Origin of the sequence: Fenollaria sporofastidiosus (assembly GCF_943169635.2) — a bacterium.
Classification (GTDB): domain Bacteria; phylum Bacillota; class Clostridia; order Tissierellales; family Peptoniphilaceae; genus Fenollaria; species Fenollaria sporofastidiosus.
This window is the reverse complement of sequence record NZ_OW968186.1, coordinates 1,069,176-1,084,979: the sequence shown is the minus strand read 5'-3', so window position 1 is coordinate 1,084,979 and position 15,804 is coordinate 1,069,176. Positions and strand designations below refer to the sequence as shown.

General features: G+C 36.4%; 12 protein-coding genes. All 12 read right to left on the bottom strand.

The features are described from left to right. Positions 1 to 8 precede the first annotated feature (8 nt). Positions 9 to 1,844 (bottom strand): N-acetylmuramoyl-L-alanine amidase family protein, encoded by a 1,836-nt coding sequence (locus tag KO172_RS05230; RefSeq protein WP_215492459.1) that lies wholly within the window; start codon positions 1,842 to 1,844, stop codon positions 9 to 11. Positions 1,845 to 2,089: 245 nt separating this feature from the next. Then, positions 2,090 to 3,517, bottom strand: coding sequence for an Asp-tRNA(Asn)/Glu-tRNA(Gln) amidotransferase subunit GatB (gene gatB / locus KO172_RS05225; protein ID WP_215492458.1), 1,428 nt, complete (start codon positions 3,515 to 3,517; stop codon positions 2,090 to 2,092). Then, positions 3,518 to 4,948 carry an Asp-tRNA(Asn)/Glu-tRNA(Gln) amidotransferase subunit GatA gene (gatA, locus tag KO172_RS05220; RefSeq protein WP_215492457.1) on the bottom strand — a complete coding sequence of 477 codons (1,431 nt, stop codon included), beginning with the start codon at positions 4,946 to 4,948 and terminating at the stop codon, positions 3,518 to 3,520. It lies immediately after the preceding gene. A 14-nt stretch (positions 4,949 to 4,962) separates the two neighbouring features. Further along, positions 4,963 to 5,259: an Asp-tRNA(Asn)/Glu-tRNA(Gln) amidotransferase subunit GatC gene (locus KO172_RS05215; RefSeq protein WP_215492456.1), complete on the bottom strand. Its 297-nt coding sequence runs from the start codon at positions 5,257 to 5,259 to the stop codon at positions 4,963 to 4,965. Further along, positions 5,256 to 7,226, bottom strand: coding sequence for an NAD-dependent DNA ligase LigA (ligA, locus tag KO172_RS05210; RefSeq protein WP_215492455.1), 1,971 nt, complete (start codon positions 7,224 to 7,226; stop codon positions 5,256 to 5,258). Before ligA ends, KO172_RS05215 begins: the two co-directional genes overlap by 4 nt. 1 nt (position 7,227) lies before the next feature. Beyond that, entirely contained in the window at positions 7,228 to 9,411 is a 2,184-nt protein-coding gene (locus KO172_RS05205) for an ATP-dependent helicase (protein ID WP_215492454.1), read from the bottom strand. After that, positions 9,404 to 9,775, bottom strand: a complete 372-nt coding sequence (locus KO172_RS05200) for a metal-dependent transcriptional regulator (RefSeq protein ID WP_215492453.1) — start codon at positions 9,773 to 9,775, stop codon at positions 9,404 to 9,406. Before KO172_RS05200 ends, KO172_RS05205 begins: the two co-directional genes overlap by 8 nt. Before the next feature lie 11 nt (positions 9,776 to 9,786). Continuing rightward, entirely contained in the window at positions 9,787 to 10,242 is a 456-nt protein-coding gene (gene smpB, locus KO172_RS05195) for an SsrA-binding protein SmpB (protein WP_215492452.1), read from the bottom strand. Further along, positions 10,239 to 12,341 carry a ribonuclease R gene (gene rnr / locus KO172_RS05190; protein ID WP_215492451.1) on the bottom strand — a complete coding sequence of 701 codons (2,103 nt, stop codon included), beginning with the start codon at positions 12,339 to 12,341 and terminating at the stop codon, positions 10,239 to 10,241. The genes smpB and rnr overlap by 4 nt, the downstream gene beginning before the upstream one ends. A gap of 8 nt (positions 12,342 to 12,349) precedes the next feature. Next, on the bottom strand, positions 12,350 to 13,504 hold the full coding sequence (locus KO172_RS05185) for a D-alanine--D-alanine ligase family protein (RefSeq protein ID WP_215492450.1): 1,155 nt from the start codon (positions 13,502 to 13,504) through the stop codon (positions 12,350 to 12,352). Positions 13,505 to 13,515: 11 nt separating this feature from the next. Beyond that, positions 13,516 to 15,006 carry a UDP-N-acetylmuramoyl-tripeptide--D-alanyl-D-alanine ligase gene (locus KO172_RS05180; protein ID WP_215492449.1) on the bottom strand — a complete coding sequence of 497 codons (1,491 nt, stop codon included), beginning with the start codon at positions 15,004 to 15,006 and terminating at the stop codon, positions 13,516 to 13,518. Then, a complete protein-coding gene (locus tag KO172_RS05175) occupies positions 15,003 to 15,773 on the bottom strand; it encodes an alpha/beta fold hydrolase (protein ID WP_251320122.1) in 771 nt (256 codons plus the stop codon). The genes KO172_RS05180 and KO172_RS05175 overlap by 4 nt, the downstream gene beginning before the upstream one ends. Positions 15,774 to 15,804 lie beyond the last annotated feature (31 nt).

Here is a 15,804-nt window from a genome sequence, read left to right as displayed (position 1 = left end):
ATCAACCTCTAATAATAATTGTTCAAGTAATCTACTATACCATTGAATAAACCATCCACCATCTTGTCAAGGTAGGCTTGGCTCTTTAGTAGTGCAAGACCCTTCTTGTTTGATAAGAACTCCATCTCAAGTAGAGCTGCTGGCATATTGGTATTTCTTGTAACAACATAGGCGCCTTCCTTAAGGCCACGGCCCTTGTTACCTACAAGGTCTCCAACAGCGTTTAGTATGCAAGTCGCAAGCTCTTTTTGATTTCTAGTCTTGTTCTTATGCTTTGCTTCACTCGAGTAAAGAACCTCAAAGCCAGATGCAGCTGGTGAATCAGCAACATTCGCATGAATGCTTATAAATACATCTGCGTTAACACTATTAGCCATCTTAGCTCTTTCGAAAATATCAACATATTCATCGATAGTATCATTAGTTTTCATGACATTGTAGCCTGCAGCCTTAAGTTTTGCCTCCAAAGCTCTAGCAACTATCGGGATAAAGTCAACTTCACTAGAACCATCAATCTTTGATACTCCTCCTGGGTCCTTTCCTCCGTGACCCGGGTCTATCATAATCAAGTAGTCAGATGGCTTGTTGTTTATAATTCTACTTAGTTTAATTGCATAGTCAGCTTCTCTAGTATCAAGCTTTTCTATGAGTACATTTCTTACTAGATTTATGGTATAAGTGTAGCCATTAGCCGCTCTTTCTATGCTAAGTGAACTTATGAATGGATCTTTAAACTTTTCAGTTCCAGTCTCAATGTTCTTATAAGTCTCAACATTCATAGTCACAGTCTTTTTATTGTTATCATAATAGTAATCAGAAACTCTGCCTTCAGTATTCTTGACCATAAAAGTTCTACCGTCATAAGTGTAGAAGTTCTTCATTGAACTCTTTAAGTAGAAGACAAGGCCATCATTAGTATCATCTATTTGATAATCAATAGCACTATCCTCAAGATCTATAACCACTCTTACATTCTTATCAGCTAGTGATGTTTCATTGTCTGCAAACTGACTAGCTCTTACACCCTTGATGCCATTAAAGGCAATCCTATACTCTCTATACAGTTCAGGATCATCAAAGATTGCGCTATCAAAATCAAGAACAAGCCTGTCTGGATTATTAAGTATCATAGCCTTGTACTTGCCCCTTAAGCCTTTAAATAATATAGCATCTCTGTTATTATAAGTAGTCGCAACTATAGTTGAAAGATGTGCATAATTATCTTGATTAGGCTTAATTGTAGGCTGATTATTATCATTAGGGTTTGGCTTTATCGTCTCTTGATTAGGTTTAAACTCATCAAATTCATCAACGCTTGGTAAAATTATTACATCATCATCTTCTTCATTGGCTGCAGAGCTAGTATTAGTATTAATGATCGCTGTTTGAGTGTTTTGATCCCATGAGACTTCGTATCCAAAAATCTCAGAGATAAGCCTTAGCGGTACATAAGTTCTTGCTCCGCCACCATTGACCCTGATAATTCTCGGTGTGTATGAGTTGTCAAGCTTCTTTTGCACGCCGTTTATGCTTGCTACAGCCTTGTTAATAGTTAAGACAATCTTCTTATCTGTCATAGTTATGATGGCTGACTGGGTCTTTTGATTCCAATCAACCTTTGCACCAAAAGTCTCTGAAAGAAACCTTATAGGTACAAGGGTTCTATTCTTGTATATAAAGCTTGGCATATCCTTACTTACCTTGTTTACACCATCAACTTTTACATTAACCGTTTGCGTTTTATATTCCTTATTTGAAATTTTCACATTAATCTTCTTTGCATACGCATTACTTGAGCTTAATAAGCAAAAAATAATAAGTAGACTTAAAATAAATTTTCTCATAGTCATGCCTCCTAATTAATATGTTAACATCAATCGCATCAAAATGCAACTTTTTTCAATGACTGTTACACAAATGTAACAATGTAAGCCTCAACTAGTGTAAGTTGCGTGGGAGTATATTGAAAGCTTGCTTATATATAAGAAGCGTATAACTATATGAGAGACTCATTACTATATTAGAAGCGTGGACTATATATAAAAAAAGGCACATCTTGCGATGTGCCTTATATAAATATCGTCTTATGCTATTTTAATTTTTTGTTCAATAACTCGTTTATTATTTGTGGGTTGCCCTTGCCCTTCATCTCTTTCATTACTTGTCCAACTAAGAAACCAAAGGCTCTGTTCTTACCATTCTTATAGTCTTCTATTGATTGTGGATTTGCTGCCAAGACTTTATCAACGACTTCTTCTATGGCTCCTTCGTCTGTTACTTGAACTAGACCAAGTCTCTTAACGATTGCTTCAGGGTCTTCCGCTTCCTTAAACATCTCTTGAAGAACTTTCTTTCCTGCATTGTTGTTAATCTTGTTTGACTTAACAAGTGTAAGTAGCTTTTCAAGATCTTCAATGGCAAATGGCATTTGTGCAATGCTCTTGTTGTCTTCTTTAAGTCTTCTTAGTACGTCGCCTAGTAGCCAGTTAAGTGCAAGTGCGTTGTCGCCTACCTTCTTTGCAAGCTCTTCATAGTAATCAGCAAGGCTTACATCAAGACTAAGTGTCTTTGCATCGCCCTTCGTTATGCCGTAATCTTTAACTAGTCTTGCAACTTTTTCGTCTGGAAGCTCTGGCATCTCTTTTCTAAGCATCTCTATCATCTCGTCAGATATATCCATAGGTGGTATGTCGCCATCTGGTGCATATCTATAGTCATTAGCCTTTATCTTCTCTCTCATTAATATAGACTCGCCCTTAAGTTCGTCCCACCTTCTTGTTTCTTTCTTAGTGTTCTTACCTTCTTTAAGTAGGGCAATGTGTCTTTTTTCTTCGAAATTGATAGCTCTTTCTACGCCTCTAAATGAACCGATGTTTTTAATTTCTGAGATGTTTGTCTTAACGCCTGTCTCTGTGTCAACTACATTGACATTAACGTCGCATCTTAAAGAGCCTTCTTCCATCTTACCATCAGATACTCCTAGGTAGATAACTGTTGCCTTAAGCTTTTCCAAAAACTCTCTTGCTTCTTTTGCTGAGTTCATATCTGGGTATGAAACTATTTCTATAAGTGGTACACCACTTCTGTTGTAGTCAAGAAGTGTTTCGCCCTTGTCTGTATGAAGTGATTTACCTGTATCCTCTTCTACATGTATTCTTATCAACCTAATCTTCTTTTCATTGCCTTCTTCGTCTTCGATATTAATGTAACCTTCGTAGCATAGTGGAAGCTCATCTTGTGTGATTTGATATCCTTTAACAAGGTCTGCATAGAAGTAGCACTTTCTATCGAATCTAGTGTGCTGATGTATCTTGCAGTTCATTGCAAGACCTGCCTTAATCGCATACTCTATCGCCTTTTTATTAACTTGTGGCAAAGCTCCAGGCAGTCCTAGGCATATAGGACAAACGTTTGTGTTAGCTTCTTCACCAAATTCATTCTTGCAATGGCAGAACATCTTTGTCTTTGTCTTAAGTTCAACGTGTATTTCAAGTCCAACAATAGTTTTATAAGCCATCTACTTCACCAACCCTTCATATGCGTAAGCAATCTTGATAAGTTTATTGTCCTCTAAGTTGTCGCAGATAAATTCCATACCAGAATTTAATATGTGCTCTTTAGTGCTTGGCACGGATATAGCACAGTTACCTGCTATATTAACAGGAACAGTGTACTTGTCTGCGTTATACATCTTTATTGGATCGTTGATATTAGCTCCAATTTCAAACGGCATTAAAGGCGATGTTGGTAGTAATAATGTATCAACTTTTTTAAATGCTTCTTTGAAATCATTTATTAAAAGTGTTCTCGCCTTTAATGCATTTTGGAAGTAATCTCTGTCCTTGTCTTGACTAAGTATATATGTTCCGAATAAGATTCTCCTTTTAACTTCTGGTCCGAAGCCTTCAGCTCTTGTCTTAATATACATCTCTTCTAAGCTTTCTGCATCGAAGTCTCTTAAGCCATACTTAACTCCATCGAACCTTGAAAGGTTTGAACTTGCTTCAGCGTTCATTATGATGTAGTATGTTGAAACTGCATACTTAAGATCTTTTAGGTCTATCTCTACTATCTCAACGCCATTGTTCTTTAATAGTTTTATGCTCTCTCTATATGCTTTTTCAACTTCAGGATCTTTTTCATCTTCTAAAACTTCTTTAGGTACACCTACTTTGATGGACTTTAAGTATTTGATTGCCTCATCATAAGTATAAGTAATCTCATCAATAGGGTTAGAGAGACTTGTTAGGTCTCTGTGATCTTTATGTGTGATGGCACTTGTGATAAGTGCAAGGTCTTTTACATCGTTTGCAAATGTTGATACTTGATCAAGTGTGTTTGATAAAGATACAACACCGTTTCTCGATACTGTTCCATAGCTTGGTTTAAATCCAACGCAAGCACAGTAGCTAGCAGGTTGTCTAACAGAACCACCTGTGTCTGTACCTAGACTAAGTGGCACTTGTCTTGATGAAACTGCAGCAGCTGATCCACCTGATGAACCACCTGGCACTCTCTTTAGATCAAGTGGGTTATGAACAGGACCAAAGTATGATGTTTCGTTCGAACCACCCATAGCGAATTGATCCATGTTTAACTTACCAAGTATGATACCGTTCTCTTCATTTATATGCTCTATGCAATTTGCATCAAAAACTGCTTCGTAGTCTTTAAGTATCTTTGATGCGCAAGTGTTTTTCATTCCCTTAACAGAGATGTTGTCCTTTATACCGATAGGTAGACCAAATAACTTGCCCTTTGCTTCTTTATCATCTAAAGACTTTGCTCTTTCAAATGCGCCTTCAAAATCGTTTGATATGAATGAATTGATATCTTTATCTACTTCTTTGCTTCTATTAATAAAAGCCTCTGTTACTTCTGAAACTTTAAGCTCTTTATTAATAATTTTTTCTTTTAATTGCCATGCTTTTAAATTCGTAATATCCATAAATAACTCCTATACTAAGCTTCTACTACTCTTTTTAGTTTAAAGAAACCAAATTTTTCTTCTGGTGCATTCTTAAGTGCTTCCTCTTTTGATATCATATACTCAGTATCAACTACGTCATCACTAAGTAAGCACTCTTTATAAGCGTTAACTTGATAAGTCTTAGCTATGTCCTTATCCTCTAGCTCATTAACTACAGATATCATATCGATAATATCATTAAACTTCTTTGTGAATGCATCTATGTCTGACTCATCGATTGCAAGTCTGGCAGTGTAGCATAGATTTTCAATGTCTTTTCTATCCATCATATCAACTCCTTCAGATCGTTTTCATATAGTATTTTTATATTTAAAGTCTTCGCTTTATCAAATTTAGAACCAGGGTTCTCACCAACAACTACATAATCTGTCTTTGATGATACAGAGCCTTGTACCTTTGCCCCCTTTTCTTCAAGAATATTTTTAAGTTCATCACGCGTATAGTTTTCAAGCGTACCTGTTAGAACAAACTTTAGTCCTTCCAGTGATCTATCGCCATGGTCTTGAACGTCTAACACCTTTATACCATGCTCAAACAAACTTTGTATAGACTTCTCACTCGTTTCATCATTTAAGAATGAAACTATCTCATTTGCAGTTATTTCACCAACATCTTCGATAGCAATTAGGTCATTAAAGTCTGCCTTTAAAAAGTTTTCTACACTCTTGTAGTGCTCTGCAAGATCCCTGCTTGTCTTTACGCCAACGTTCGGTATTGACAAGGCATATATAAAGTTCTTAAGCTGTACTGTCTTTGAGTTTTGTATCGAATCAATAATATTTTTTGCCTTTTTCTCTTTGAAGCCATCAAGCTTAAGTAGGTCTTCTTCTTTAAGGTCATATAACATAGACACTTGATCTATGTCAAGCTTTTCTAAGAATAACTCAGCAGTCTTTTCGCTGAAGCCATCTATGTTCATCGCTTCCTTGGATGCAAAGTGGACTATGGTCTTAACAAGCTGTGGCTTGCATCCTAATGTATTAGGACAGAAGTAATGTACTCCTTCTTTATATAACTTACTATGGCAGTAAGGGCATCTGTCTGGCTGCTTTATGTCGTAGACCTCTTCATCAGTCTTTAGTGGCCCCATGATCTCTGGAATAACATCATTCGATCTTCTAATAAGAACTCTCTCATTCAAATGAAGGTTCTTTCTCTTTATGTCTTCAAGGTTATTAAGTGTCGCCCTCTTTATAGTGACTCCGCCTATATCAACCGGCTCTAATAGTGCCGTTGGCGTTACCTTAGCGCTTCTACCGACATTCCACTCAACACCTATGATCCTAGTAGATGTTTCAAGTGCCTCGAACTTATATGCGATAGCAAAGCGTGGGAATTTATTTGTATATCCCATAAGCTTTTGCGTTTTTACATCGTTTATCTTAATTACCATACCATCTGTTAAGAAATCCTGCTTTAATCTTTCTTCTTTTTGTATATCTATCTCTTTAAGAAGGTCTTCCATGCTTGAAAATTTTTTATGATAATTCGAAACTGGAAGAGCGTTATCTTTAATGAACTCCACAATCTCCTCTTGAGTCTTAAACTCCTTGCCTTCTATATAAGCAATGTTGTATAGATAAGTTATTAGATGTCTCTTCTCGGTCTCCTTCACATCAAGGTTACGTAGCGCACCTGCTGCAGCGTTCCTTGCGTTCTTAAGCTGCACTTCGTTCTTTTCGTTGTACTCTTCAAGTTTTGATAGCGGCATAAGGCCCTCGCCTTGTACCTCAAACTTGCCTTTGTATTTAACTCTAAGAGGTATGGACTTTATGGTAAGTACCTGCTCATATATCTCTTCGCCTACCTCGCCATTGCCCCTTGTTGCTCCCATCTTAAAAATTCCTTCATCGTATGTTAGGTTGATAGTAAGGCCATCGAACTTATATTCAAGTATATACTCAAGGTTTTGAAGCTTGTCACTATGTGTTTCGTTGTATGAATTTACGAAGCGAAGGTTCTTCTCGTGCCACTGTCTAAGTGCATCAAAGCTTTGAGCCTTATCAAGACTCCAAAGCCTTCCAAGGTGTGTATGCTTAACAAACTTATCGAGCACCGCATCGCCTACTCTCTGTGTTGGAGAGTATGGCAAGTGAACTCCTGTTTCATTTTCAAGCTTCACTAGCTCATCGTATAACTTGTCATATTCTTTATCAGAAACTATAGGGTCATCAAGCACATAGTAGTGGTAATTATACTCCTCTAGCTTCTTGATTAATTCTTCCATCCTGTCCATATCAATCTATCCTTTTTATTGGTGCAAAATCAATATTCAAAATTTTAATACCTTTATTTGGAAAACTTATAGTAAGATTCTTACCATTGACACTAACGACCATACCTTCACCAAAGGCCTTGTGCTTAATCTTGTCGCCTGCCTTGATGTCTTTCTTATCACCTGATGGGCCTTCGCTTCCGCTAAATGATTTAAAACGTGAAACAGTCTTGTCAAAGCTTTGCTCTCTATGAGAAGCCTTGTTATTAACTGAGCTTTCAAATATAGAGCTCTCATCAAATTTATCTGATCTATAGTTAACTAGCTTTACAGCGTCTTGTGCTTCATCAATAAATCTTGATGGTTTAGATACTATAGTTTGTCCATAAACTCTTCTCTCTTTAGCTAAGCTTAAGAACAGCTTCTTCATTGCTCTAGTCACTGCTACATAGCAAAGCCTTCTTTCCTCTTCAAGACTACCCTCATCGATAGCTCTTTCGCTTGGGAAGAGACCGTCTTCCATACCAACTATGAAGACGATATTATACTCAAGACCCTTGGCGCTATGCATAGTAATCATAGTTACTGCCTCGCCCTTATCCTCTGTCTTGTCAAGGTCAGTTAAAAGTGAAATCTCTCCTAAGAAGTCTTTAAGTGTAATCTCATCATAATTATCTTCGTAATCAAGTAAAAGGTTTCTAAACTCATCTAAGTTTTCAATTCTTGTTCTTGCTTCGACAGTGTTCTCACTTTCAAGTGCACTAAGATATTCAGTCTTATCTAAAACTAAATCATATAGCTCTGACAAGCTAAGATTGTCCTTTAGCTTCTTGATGTAGTCCATGCATTCATAAAAATCCTTTATCTTTTTATTCTTGCTTATGGATAGAGCATCATAAAGGCTAATATTCTTATTAATCATATCTTCTGTTATACTCTCAACACTTTTGTCTCCAATACCTCTTCTTGGTGTATTTATAATTCTCTTAAGAGAGATAAAGTCGCTTGTATTATCCAAAAATTTAAAGTAGGCAAGTATGTCCTTGATCTCTTTTCTATCGTAGAACTTTACTCCGCCAACTATGTTATATTTGATGCCAAACTTTAAGAACATATCTTCAAAAGATCTCGATTGAGCGTTAGTTCTATAAAGTATTGCAAAGTCGCTCTCCTTATAACCTTCGTTCAATAGCTCTTTTATCTTTTGCGCAACAAAGTAGCTCTCCTCCACATTGCTTTGCGTCATGTAGCAATATATGTCATCTCCATCTTGATTATCTGTCCAAAGGTTCTTATCCTTTCTCTCGTCGTTGTTCTTTATAATCTTGTTAGCAGCATTTAATATATTCTTAGTCGACCTATAGTTTTGCTCAAGTAGTATAGTCTTAACATTTTTATAATCTTTTTCAAAGTTTAAGATGTTTCTGATGTCTGCTCCTCTCCAGCCATATATACTTTGATCTGCATCACCTACTACGCAGATGTTCTTGTAAAGATCTGAAAGCAGCTTTACCATCTTATACTGCATATAGTTTGTATCTTGATACTCGTCTACAAAGACATACTTGAATCTCTCTTGATAAATTTGTCTTACGTCATCATTTTCTTCTAAAAGTCTAACGCAGTTAGCTATCATGTCATCAAAGTCCATCGCATCATACTCGAGCAACTTCTTTTGATATAATCTGTAAACTTCTGCATCAGTTTTCTTTCTATAGCTATCAGAAATGCTTTCGTATTCATCTGCATCCAAGTTTTGCATCTTCAATGTAGATATTAAATTAATAAAGTATGATGGCACATAAGTCTTTGGATCAAGCTCAAGCTCTTTAAGTATATCTTTGATAAGAGTCAATTGATTGTCTCTATCATATATAGTAAAGTTGTTTGTATATCCAACAAGGTTTGCATGGCGTCTAAGCAGTCTTAGTGCTATAGAGTGAAAGGTGCCTATCCACATGGATGAGATGTCTTTATTTAAAAATGATGCCACTCTGTCCTTCATCTCTTTAGCAGCCTTATTAGTAAATGTTATCGCAAGTATTTCGTTTTCACTCGCAAGTGCATTCTCTATAAGGTAGGCAATCTTGTATGTTACTACTCTAGTCTTGCCTGAACCTGCCCCAGCCATGATTAATAAGGGACCACTGTTATATAAAACAGCTTCCCTTTGGCTTGCGTTTAATCTATCTAAAATATTATTCATTACCTTTATTAACTAATTCCTTTATTTTATCAAATGTGACTTGGCTTATAACGTGCTCAACCCTACAAGCATCATCATTTGCATTCTCATGGTCAACGCCAATATTTTCAAAGAAAGTTCTAAGTGTACAGTGCCTATCATAAACAAGTTTTGCCAGCTTTTCGCCTTCCTTTGTAAATGTTAGCTCGCCATCGTCTTGAACTTCGATATAACCATCTTCTTTTAATATACCAACTGCTCTACTAACGCTTGGCTTAGAAAAATCAAGGGCCTTCGCAACGTCTGTACTTCTAACCTTAATGCCTTTGTTTTGTAGCATTAGTATCATCTCTAAATAATTTTCTCTTGATTCACCGATTTTCATTTGCTTACCTCCTAGATTTTATACTTTCTATCAATACTTCTTTTAATGTCTTTTTCTCTTTGGCTCTCTCTTTTGTCATAAAGTTTTTTACCTTTAGCAAGTGCTATCTCAAGCTTCGCTCTTCCGTGCTTAAAATATAATCTTAGCGGAACAACAGTAGAGCCCTCAAGCTTTATATCTTGAGAAATCTTTCTAATCTCTTTTCTGTTGAGCAATAACTTTCTTGTCCTAAGTGGGTCCTCGTTAAATATATTGCCTTCCTTGTATGGACTTACGTGCATACCAAAGACGAAAATTTCACCATTCTTAACAATTACATAACTCTCTTTTAAATTCACTCTACCTTGTCTAATGGATTTTACTTCGGTGCCTTTTAAAACTAAGCCCGCCTCATACGTCTTTTCTATAAAATAATCGTGTCTCGCTTTTTTATTATTAGCTACAACTTTTATATCTTCTTCTTTCATTCAACCACTCCAAGAATTTTAAAATCAATAGTTCTCGTCTCTTTCGATGCATCAAGGACAGCAACTCTTACCTTCATACCTATCCTGTATTCATTTAATGAGTCCTTGCCGATGACTTTGTATTCTGTTTCATCAAAATAATAGAAGTCATCATCCATATTTGCAAAGTGGCAAAGACCTTCTATGGTATTCTCAAGCATAACATATACGCCAAAGGATGTTAGTGATGAAACTTCACCAACATAAACATTGCCGATCTTATCTTGCATGTACTCAGCACACTTCATTTGTACTATGTCGCGCTCTGCCTTCTCTTGAACAAGCTCCGTTTCAGATATATGCTTTGTCATCTGATCAAGGTTCTTCTCGTAGTAAACAATCTTGCTTTCCTTAAGTCTGCCATTCATAAAGTCCTTAATGATTCTATGAATAATAAGGTCTGAGTATCTTCTGATAGGAGATGTGAAGTGCGAGTAGTACTTCGAAGCAAGTCCAAAGTGACCAAGCTCTTCATAAGTGTATCTCGCCTTTTGCATAGTCCTAAGAACTATGTTTGAAATAAGTGCCGATTCTTTTTTACCCTTAAGTTCATTAAGCACCCTTGCCAAATCAGCTGGAGTAACATTATCAGGGTTAATGTATAAGTCAAAGCGTTTCAAGAACTCAGAAAGGTAGAACATCTTCTCCCTCTTTGGTTTCTCATGTACTCTATATACAAAAGGCAAGTCCTTCATAAAGTATTCCTTAGCTACAGTTTCGTTAGCAGCTATCATGAACTCTTCTATAATCTTATTAGCAACTCGTCTTTCTTCTGGTTTTATGTCAAGAACTTTGCCTTTCTCGTCCAAAACAACTTTTGTTTCAACGATGTCAAAGTCTATGTTACCTCTTTTGTTTCTCTTATCATTAAGAATATGCATTAAATCTTGCATGTTCTTAAGCGTATCTTCTATAGCATCAAGACCAAGTTCAGCCGCCTTCTTCTTGCCTTCTAAAAGGTCTGAAACTTGTGTGTAGTTAAGTCTGTAGTCAGAGTTAATCACAGCCTCTGATATCTTGTGACTTAAAACCTCCCCGTTCTTATCTATATCCATCTTAACAGATAGTGTTAGCCTATCTTCATTTGGATTAAGTGAGCATATGCCATTCGAAAGCTCTTTTGGAAGCATCGGTAGAACCCTATCAAGTAAGTAGTATGAGTTGCCTCTTAAGTAAGCCTCCTTATCTAAGTATGTGCGCTCCTTGACATAATTAGCAACGTCTGCTATGTGTACGTAGAGTGTATACATATCGCCACTTTTCACTAAGCTTATGGCGTCGTCTAAGTCCTTCGAGTCAACACCGTCTATAGTTACCGTTAATAAGTCTCTATAGTCTACTCTGCGCTCTATCTCTTCAGAGCTTATATCATAGTTAATATCTTCTAATTCATCTTTAACTCTATTTGGAAAGTACTCTCTAAGTTCGTACGACTTAATGATGGATGTGATGTCTATACCTGGATCATCTTCTTTACCGATAATCTCAACAACTCTTCCCTCTGGATTTTTATTTTTGTCTGGATACTTAATGATCTCAGCAACTACCTTGTCACCATGCTTTGCGCCTTTTGAATTGCTCTTATTGATAAAGACATCATATATAATCTTGACATCATCACATCTGATAAAGCCAAAGCTGCCATTGTCTTGATAAGTTCCAACAACCCTCTTTGTAGCTCTGGATAATATCTTGATTATCTTGCCTTCATAGTTACCATCAAGTTTCTTCTCTGTGATTATAGCGCATACCTCATCAGAGTCCATAGCGTACATCGAGTTTTCAAATCTTATGAAGACATCAAAGTCATCACCTATAACGAAGCCAAAGCCACGTTTATTAGCTTCATACTTTCCTTTTATTATATGGGAACTGTTGTAAGTGTAATATTTATCATTGCTGCAAATAATTTTTTTGTCTTTTTCTAATGATTTAAGAAGTCTTTCAAATATTTTCTTATCTTTCTTCGTAATCTTAAACGCTCTTAGTAAGTCCTTCTTGCTTTGGGGTACATAGTCTTCTCTATTAAAATAGTTCATTACAAGTTCCCTGATTTTCATTTTATCACCTATAATTTCTTTCCGTATTGAATACGTTTAAAGAGTTCGGCATCGTATGAGTAAACAGTTTCTTTTCTCATAGTGTCAATCTCTTTTGCTATACCAATCATCTTAGTGATTAAGTCTTTAAATGAGTAGCCCTTTGGCTCCCATAAGTAAAACGCAATAGAACCTGGTATTGTATTTATTTCGTTAATGTATACCTTGCCAGTGTCCTTCGATACAAGCAAGTCTACTCTAGCATTGCCGCTTGCATCAATGGATGTGAAAGCTGCTTTAGCAAGTCTTTCAAGTTCAGGTCTCAATGGCTCGTCCTTCTTTAAAAGGTTTCTCATCATCTTAGTGCCTGGAGTTTTTTTATTTGATACATATTTATCATCAAATGTCAATAGTTCTTTGAAGTCTAGTGGTTCTTCTAATTCTGATGTCTCGATATTTTCTTCGTAACCCATGACAGCGCAGTTTATCTCTCTTGCGTTTTCAACTGATTCTTCAACTATGACCTTTTTATCATAACTGAAGGCTATCATCAAAGCTTCTTCCAAGTTTTCCTTGCTCTTAACCTTAGATATGCCTATAGACGAACCAAGGTTGGATGGCTTTATAAACAATGGATACTTTAAATTCTTTTCTATGTCAGACATAACATTGTCCTTTGAGCTTCTCCACATACTTCTGTAGTAGTACCTGTAGTTTACTACAGGAAGTCCGTTTGCCCTATATACATCCTTCATTATGACCTTGTCCATACCGACTGCAGAACTTAAGACGTTAGTGCCTGTATATGGTAGACCAACTGTCTCAACAAGTCCTTGGCATGATCCGTCTTCGCCGTTAGTTCCATGAAGCGCGAAGAAGACCATATCAAGCCTTTCGTATACCTTCTTGTCAAACATAGACTTTGTTTCAGGATTTATATATAGGTTAAAATCTCCATAGTCACAGCCAAGCATAACGTTCTTAGCTGAACTAAAGTCACCGTCTTTAAATGTTTTAAAATTCTTGAAGGCCTCTGAACTTAGCCACTTACCTTCTTTTGTAATATATATTGGAATTGGAAGGAATTTTTCTTTATCCATGTTCTCAATTACTTGCATTCCTGTAATAACTGATACTTCATGTTCAACGCTTCTTCCACCAAATATAACGCCTACCTTTAGCATTCTATCAACTCCTAATAATTATCAGGCAAATCGTTTTCGAAAAGTATTACGTCGCCTGCTTGACATATTTTTTGTAGTATTAATTGTGCATCACTTAAGCTTGCTGCCTCATGTATCTTATCTTCATCAAGTCCACCTTCTACTAGACCATCTTTTATTGCTTCTTTATTAACTTCTGCTACGATAATGAAATAATCTACAACGGTTGCTGCATTCTTGCCAAACTTTTTATTCTCTTCGTATTGAAGCTCTCCTAGCTCAACCATGCCTGGTGAGATAACTATCTTCTTTCCTTCTTTAAACTCACTTATAACATCTAGAGCCGCTTGTGCACCGCTTGGGTTACTATTAAAAGCGTCGTCGATGATAATAAGATTGTTTGGGTTCTCTACAAGTGATAGTCTGTGTTCAACTTGATTAACGTTAAGAACCGCCTCTTGTATCTCTTCCATGCTCATGCCTAACTCACGAGCTGCCGCAACCGAAAGAAGAACATTGTATATATTGTGCTTACCAAGAAGCTTTGTCTTTAAATTATACTCTTTGTTCTTGTAGACAAGTGTGAACTCAGTGCCAAACTCGCTGGCACTTATATCTTTCGCAAAGTAGTCACACGCATCATCTTCAAGTGAGATATACACCTTTCTAGTCTTAACCTCAGCTGCCTTCTCTTTAATATATGGGTTGTCGTAGTTAAATATAGCAAGGCCGCCTTCCTTAAGTGTGTCTATAAGTTCGAACTTTGTCTTGACAATGTTCTCCATTGATCCAAAGGTTTCGATGTGACATGGGCCAATGTTAGTGATGATGGCGATATCTGGCATAACAAGCTCAGCAACTTCCTTTATCTCTCCGACATATCTTGCTCCAAGTTCAGAGATGAAAACTTCAGTGCCGCTTTCAAGCTCGTTGTTTATTACCTTTGATATACCCATAGGTGTGTTAAATGAACTTGGCGTTGCGTATGTCTTAAGGCTATTCTTCACAATATCATTTAAAACAAGCTTAGTCGATGTCTTGCCATAGCTTCCTGTTATACCTACCACCTTTAATTTATTCTCTTTTTCTTTCTTAATTTTATTTTGTGCTTGTATATAAAAACCGTGATTGATTTTATTCTCAATCGGCTGTGCTAATATATTTGCAAACTTTACACTCTTCGCTCTTATGATGTATAGTTCAAAAGCAAGTACTAATAAATATGCTAGTGCAATTTTTTCACCGAATAATAGATATGCGATGATTGACGTATACATAATCACTACGTTGAAGCTTACAAATATCTTCATCAGTCTCTTCATCCTGTCAGTAAAGACAAGCGGCTTCTTATCTCCAGGTGTTAATTTCTTTAATGAGTTCTTAAGCCAGCCAAAATTTTTAAGCCATAGCTCATACTCGCTTGAAATGTACATATTTAATTGCAATATTTGGAAAAATGCCAAAGAATGTATATAAATTAAAACTGTTAATAATATTGGCAAGAATATAAATATAGCTATCATAGTTCCTCCTTACTAAGATAAGATCTAATTACACGTGAAAATATTTGATAATCATCTGCATATGAGAAGTGTCCGCCTTCAAGCTCAATAAGAGCAGAATTCTTTATCTTCTCATTCATAATTTTACCCATATATAGTGGAGTTGTATCGTCATCTTTGCCCCACAATATAAGAGTATCGTTCTTGATAAGACTTAGCCTATCAAAAAGGGATTCATTTACGACCTTGACGAAGGTCTGTCTCATGATGCCACTAGTGTTTCTGTAGTCATCAGAGCCAAATTTTTTAGAAAGCTTCTTCATAAGCTCTTCTTCACTCTTGTAAAAGAAGATTAACTTGTAGAGCTTTTTAAGGAATTTATATGTATAAACTTTTAGATAATATGAAAAACTTCTCTTAGGAAGAATACCTGATGCATCGATAAGAACCATCTTATCAAGCCTTTTGTATCCTTCAGAAGCAATTTGTATCAAGGTCTTGCCACCAAAGCTATGACCTATGGCGTCAAATTTTTCAATGCCGAGCTTCTCTACAAAGGACTTAACAATATTTGCATAGTCTTCTCCACCAAAAACTCTATCTGGCTGAGACGACTTGCCATGGCCTGGTAAATCTATGGCAATAACTTTTCTAGTATCCTTCAAAGCGTTCACTATACTCATAACAGCGTCTATTGAAGCGCCCCAACCATGAAGTATAAGAACAGGCTTTTCCGACTCGCCTAGGGCTATATAATTAATTTTAATATTGTCAATTGTTATTTCCATAAAATCACCCATATTATAAATGAAGCTCCCC

Excerpts from the sequence above, each read along its gene's own strand:
- KO172_RS05230 (WP_215492459.1), bottom strand. The coding sequence starts at position 1,844 with ATGAGAAAATTTATTTTAAGTCTACTTATTATTTTTTGCTTATTAAGC.
- gatB (WP_215492458.1), bottom strand. The coding sequence starts at position 3,517 with ATGGCTTATAAAACTATTGTTGGACTTGAAATACACGTTGAACTTAAG.
- gatA (WP_215492457.1), bottom strand. The coding sequence starts at position 4,948 with ATGGATATTACGAATTTAAAAGCATGGCAATTAAAAGAAAAAATTATT.
- KO172_RS05215 (WP_215492456.1), bottom strand. The coding sequence starts at position 5,259 with ATGATGGATAGAAAAGACATTGAAAATCTATGCTACACTGCCAGACTT.
- ligA (WP_215492455.1), bottom strand. The coding sequence starts at position 7,226 with ATGGACAGGATGGAAGAATTAATCAAGAAGCTAGAGGAGTATAATTAC.
- KO172_RS05205 (WP_215492454.1), bottom strand. The coding sequence starts at position 9,411 with ATGAATAATATTTTAGATAGATTAAACGCAAGCCAAAGGGAAGCTGTT.
- KO172_RS05200 (WP_215492453.1), bottom strand. The coding sequence starts at position 9,775 with ATGAAAATCGGTGAATCAAGAGAAAATTATTTAGAGATGATACTAATG.
- smpB (WP_215492452.1), bottom strand. The coding sequence starts at position 10,242 with ATGAAAGAAGAAGATATAAAAGTTGTAGCTAATAATAAAAAAGCGAGA.
- rnr (WP_215492451.1), bottom strand. The coding sequence starts at position 12,341 with ATGAAAATCAGGGAACTTGTAATGAACTATTTTAATAGAGAAGACTAT.
- KO172_RS05185 (WP_215492450.1), bottom strand. The coding sequence starts at position 13,504 with ATGCTAAAGGTAGGCGTTATATTTGGTGGAAGAAGCGTTGAACATGAA.
- KO172_RS05180 (WP_215492449.1), bottom strand. The coding sequence starts at position 15,006 with ATGATAGCTATATTTATATTCTTGCCAATATTATTAACAGTTTTAATT.
- KO172_RS05175 (WP_251320122.1), bottom strand. The coding sequence starts at position 15,773 with ATGGAAATAACAATTGACAATATTAAAATTAATTATATAGCCCTAGGC.